Below are 4,821 nucleotides of genomic sequence, written 5' to 3'. Positions count from 1 at the left end.
GTCGGATATACATGCCCACGATCGTACAAGAAATGCAAGGGGGAAAACCGCAACTGAAATAATATTATGGCACAACAGTTGGCCACAGAAATGCGGCCTATTTCAAAACAATGACTTACGATCGCCACATCCCGGAAAAGGCCGAAATATGACATAGAGTTGTTAAATGTGGGTGAAGGCCAAGCTGCGCGAATTCCGCCAGAGCGTCGCCGGAAAGGGCGCTTCGGGCTGACCCCCGGCACCTGTCCAGGCGGCCGCCGCGCTCGGTGGGTCGGTTAAGCCGCGATCAGCTTCAGGTCAAGAGCCCGCTCGATCAGCCAGACCAAGGCGATCGCCAAGGTGGCCAGCGAGCCGCCGATGAGCACGCCACGGCGATAGAAAGCGGTGTTGCGCAGGCCATAGGCCAGCGGCAGGAACAGCGCAACGATCGCCAACTGGCCAACCTCGACTCCGAGGTTGAAGCCCAGTAGCGACAGCACCAGAGACTGCTGCGGCAAGCCCAGCTCAGCCAGCACGCTGGCGAAACCGAAGCCGTGGATCAGGCCAAACGCGAAGGCGACCAGCCAGCGCCGGCCTTCGACCAGCGGCTTGAGATTGTTGGCGGCGGCCAGTACCACCGATGCGGCGATCGCCGATTCGACCAGCCGCGATGGCAGCTGGACCAGCCCCAGGGCCGCCAGCGAGAGGGTGATCGAGTGGGCAACGGTAAACGCCGTGACCACTAACATGACTTCGTGCAGCGCGTCGCGGAAACGCGCCACGCCGCGCCACCGGCCCGCCTGGTGGACCAGAACGGACGGCAACAGCAGCGCCAGCAGAAACAGAATGTGATCGAAACCGATCCAGATATGCCATATTCCTTCGACCAGATACTGGCCGAACTGCGCCAGTCGCGAACCCTGCCCGGCGACGAAGCGCTGCTCGGCACGGTCCGGGGCGAAGACGGCCGAGTGGGATGTTCCATCGACCCTCAGCCGCAGTAGCCCGCGGTGCAGGGCGTCGAGCTCGAACAGCAGCCGGTAGCGCAGGATCAGCTCACCTTCGGCGCGCGGGCATTCGCCAGCCAGTTGGAGCACCGCGTAGGCGCCATCGGTGTGGGTGTCCACCAGGTGATCGGCGACGCGTACGGTGCACAGGCCACCGCGCCGGACGCTGATGCGGCCGAGCGCCCAGTCGGCGATGTCGGCGTGGCGCGCGCGCACTTCGCCCCATGTGATCTCGCCGTTGCGGTCCAGGTCGAGCCCGAGCGCGAAATCGATGTCGCGCAGGGCGATGTCCCATTGACCGCTGACGGTGCTGCCGGCGACCTCGAGTACCAGGTAGCTGTCGCTGGCCTTGTGTGCCATGGCCGGTAGCGAGACCAGGCATAGCGCGAAGCACAGCAGTCCGACCACGCGGCGACGGACGTTCATTGCTGCGCCCCTGCAGCGGTTTGGCGTTGTAGCATGGTCAGCTCGGACCTCTGCGCCAGGCCGCGCAGTCGCTGATCCTCGAAGCCACTGTCGCGCAACCAGTCGCGCGCCGCCTGCGCGCCCGCCGGGCTTGCCGCTGCAATCGCGGCTTCGAGCAGGATGCGGGCGTCGCGCGGTTCACGCTGGACGGCGTAGTTTTCGGTCGCCAGGCGCAGCGCTGCTTGCGGATCCTTGCGTAGATGCAGGGCGTAGCGGGCCTCCTCGGCCCGATGCGTGGTGTCACCGCGCTGGCGGGCGGCGGCGAAGCGCTCATCGAGCGTCTGCGCGAGCCGCGCGGCGTCGGACGAGTTCAACAACGCCGCCGCTTCGGCCAGCCGCAGCAGCAGGGTGTCGGACGATTCCCAGTTTGCCAACTGGGTCGCAACCTCCGCCGGTCGGCCGCTGTCGAGCAGAAAATCGCTCCAGGCGGCCAGCAGATAGCCGTCGTCGCGGCCGATGCTCAAGGCCTCCCGGTAGTGCCGTTCAGCCAGCGCCGGCTGGCCGCGCCAGGCCGCCACTTCGCCCAGCCGGGTGAGCAGCCACAGGCGGTTATCGGCGTCTCGACTGCGAGCCAGGGCCTGCTGCAGGGATCGGTAGCCGGCTTCGAGCTGACCCCCGTAGGCCTGCGCAAGGCCGATGCAGCTGCCATAGAGGACGAGCTGGCGCAATGCCTGCAGGGCAGTGCACTCCCGTTGCGCAGCGGGGTAATCGGCCTCGACGAGGAAGATCGCGGCTTTCCAGGCGTGCGCCTCGGCGAGTTCGGGGTCCTGCCTGAGGGCGGCGGCAAAGTCCGCCAACGCTCCCTTGAAGTCATGCCGATACTGTCGCAGCATCCCCCGGATGGAGAGCAGTTGGGCCGGCAGCGGCTCGGAGAAGTGGGCAATCACTGCTTCTGCGTAGCCGACGTAGCGCGGATCGCCGCGCGCCATGGCCAGTTCGAAATAGCGCTGCGCGAGTCGCCCGGCTGGAAGGGGATCGTTTTCCGCCGCAGCCGTTGCCGCCCGCAAGACGAGCAGTTCGCGGTCACCGGCGTCGCCGGCACGCGAGGGCAAGCGCTCCAGCACTTCGGAGTCCTCGCTCGGCTTGCGTGGCGCGGCGTCTGCGGGCAGGGCCAGCACCGCCGCCGAAATGGACAGCAACAGGGAAAGATGGCGAAATGGGGTGCAACCGGTCAACTTGGGGGAAGCCATTCGCGTTACCCTATTCGTGCGTGCCAGACTGGCCGTCACATTTTCCCACCAAATCCCGAGGAGTTCCCCATGAGTAAGCTACTGTCCCTACTGATTGCAGCCTCCTTCGCCACAGTTTCCGCTGGTTCGTTTGCTGCCTCGCATGGCGGCGCCGCCAAGGGCGAGAAGCCGATGGACGAGAAGACCGAAATGAAGGTCGAGAAGAAAGAAGAGACGAAGGACGTGAAGGTCGAGAAGAAAGCAGACAAGAAGGACATGAAGGAAGAGAAGAAGGCGTATTAGGATTTCCTCAAGTCAGACCAGCGGGCTTCGGCCCGTTCTTTTCTTGTCCGATCGGGCGCCCGCCGGAATCAGCTACCGGTCTACGCGCCTCTGTGTGTTCGGGGCGCCAGCACGCGACTACTGGCGACGGCGCTTCGCGACAAGACTGCGCGACGAGGCTTCGCGACGATATCGCCATCGGTGAACGGTTACCCATGGCCTTGCCGACGTGAGCTAGCGGCCCTGTTTATGGTTAGCCATATGCCGCAGATAGGCGATCACCTCGTCGATTTCCGGGGGCGTCAGCTGCGTTGCCGGCATTCTTGCGCGCGCCCTGAACTGACTGGGATCACGGAGCCACTGGCGCAGAAAGCGCGTGCTGCGGTACTCGGTGATGTTCTGCGGGATATTCAACTCGGGGCCGACTTCGCCACCTTGCAGATTGACCGAGAGGCATTTCAGGCATTGCTCTCGAAAGACGGTGAAGCCCCGGGCAACGGCGCTGTCAGCGGAAACGCCGACGGGAAGTATCAAGGGAAACTTCCTGGCGAACGAGACGGCCTCGATCCGGTTCATTTGAAATGGCCAGGAAAACGTCTTCGCGTCGGAGGTGTTGGCGCTGATAACGATGAATGGCGCCGGGTTGGTCATCGTCTTCCCGGTGGGAATGGGTGACCACTGGCCGGGGACGCCGTCTTCGCCGTACGCGAGCCGGAGGTCGAGGGTCGCGACGTTGGCGGCAGCGGTGTTGCTCTGGTAGCCGTCCAGGCAATGAAAAACCAGATCTTCAGCGTCACCGGCATCCATCAGTTTGAGAACGTCGGCGAGGGCGAACGTCAGGTAGCGAACGGATCTGCCCAAGTCCGGGTTGAGCACTTCTATTTCGGTGGTTGGCACGCGGCCGCGCAAGTCGTCAAAACTGAGGCTTTGACTGCCGCGCTCACCGTCAACGGTCAGTACGGCTTGGGCCGCTTGGGTATCGACCGACGCGCTGATCAGGATTATCGCCAGGGCGAAAAGGGATCGAGTCACGAACGCGTACATGTGGATTCCAGTGTCTTGTCCCGTCGAATGTAGCGGTGGGTGCGCAGACGTGGTAGCGCCCTGCGGGCAGATGTGTTAGCTTCGGCGACAGCGCTGATCGCCTCGAACGACCGCCTGCGCGAGATTCGATCGGCCTGCGCGCTGGCGAAGCCACCCGGTCTGCTGCCGATGGAGCCGCTTGCCGCCAGGGTCTGGGGGCCGGAGGATCGTTCCGTCGATTCCGAAAGAACCATCGTCGCTCGCCTTGCGGCGGATACCCCCAGACCTACCCCGCCGCCGAGCCGATGGCGATCGACCGTAGGCGCCGGCGCTGGGCCGTGAAATATCTGCAGTGCATTGAAAATACGTGACATTCGTGCCTTCGGCGGGCTCCGCTAAAAGCGTCATTGGTCCCCTCGACAGGAATCGAACCTGTATCCCACGCTTAGGAGGCGCGTGCACTATCCATTGTGCTACGAGGAGTAGGGGGCGTATTGTAGCCGCTGGCCCCGGTTTCGCCAATTCGGCGCTGGCAGTCGCAGCCCTGACGCATGACCCCGCCGAATCGACAGCGCTTGCCGGTTATGCCCGCTTTCTCCGCCGAGGGGGTCAGATGGGGGTTGGCTATCGGCAAAGGAGCGCTTGCGGCGCGGGTGGTGTGGGGTTCAGTCAGTGGAACATAAGAGGTCCTGATTAGCGCTATTCTTCAGCCGCTCGCCTGACTGGCTCATCATATGAGCCATCCGGAGGTTAATCTGATCCCTGTCGAACCGAGAGGAGAACAGAGATGGCCAAGATGAACCGAATCCAGTTTCAGCCTGGGTTGAGCATTGACGAGATGCTGCGGCAATACGGTACGGAAGAACAGTGCGAGGCGGCGTTGGAACAGAGTCGCT

Annotated in this window: 4 protein-coding genes, 1 tRNA gene and 1 pseudogene; 2 read left to right on the top strand and 4 right to left on the bottom strand. The window is 63.7% G+C overall.

Annotation, left to right across the window (positions count from 1 at the left end):
• Window positions 1-275 precede the first annotated feature (275 nt).
• Window positions 276-1,412, bottom strand: a complete 1,137-nt coding sequence (locus tag Q1L50_RS00885) for a HupE/UreJ family protein (protein ID WP_300335224.1) — start codon at window positions 1,410-1,412, stop codon at window positions 276-278.
• The gene (locus Q1L50_RS00880; RefSeq protein ID WP_300335223.1) at window positions 1,409-2,641 is read right to left on the bottom strand and encodes a hypothetical protein; all 1,233 of its coding nucleotides are present in this window, start codon (window positions 2,639-2,641) and stop codon (window positions 1,409-1,411) included. The genes Q1L50_RS00885 and Q1L50_RS00880 overlap by 4 nt, the downstream gene beginning before the upstream one ends.
• Before the next feature lie 69 nt (window positions 2,642-2,710).
• Between Q1L50_RS00880 and Q1L50_RS00875 the strand changes: the two genes are divergently transcribed.
• Complete coding sequence (locus Q1L50_RS00875; RefSeq protein WP_300335222.1) at window positions 2,711-2,923, top strand: hypothetical protein; 213 nt, start codon at window positions 2,711-2,713, stop codon at window positions 2,921-2,923.
• 213 nt (window positions 2,924-3,136) lie between these two features.
• On the opposite strand, the gene Q1L50_RS00870 is transcribed toward Q1L50_RS00875, so the two are convergent.
• Window positions 3,137-3,946: a c-type cytochrome gene (locus Q1L50_RS00870; RefSeq protein ID WP_300335221.1), complete on the bottom strand. Its 810-nt coding sequence runs from the start codon at window positions 3,944-3,946 to the stop codon at window positions 3,137-3,139.
• 387 nt (window positions 3,947-4,333) lie between these two features.
• A tRNA-Arg gene (locus Q1L50_RS00865) sits at window positions 4,334-4,408 on the bottom strand.
• A gap of 304 nt (window positions 4,409-4,712) precedes the next feature.
• On the opposite strand from Q1L50_RS00865, the pseudogene Q1L50_RS00860 reads away from it, so the two are divergent.
• Window positions 4,713-4,821: pseudogene (locus tag Q1L50_RS00860) on the top strand (IS1595 family transposase); the annotation flags it as partial.

The organism is Accumulibacter sp., from assembly GCF_029255145.1.
Taxonomy (GTDB): domain Bacteria; phylum Pseudomonadota; class Gammaproteobacteria; order Burkholderiales; family Rhodocyclaceae; genus Accumulibacter.
The sequence above is the reverse complement of the archived record's forward strand: the minus strand, read 5'-3'. Positions and strand labels throughout refer to the sequence as shown.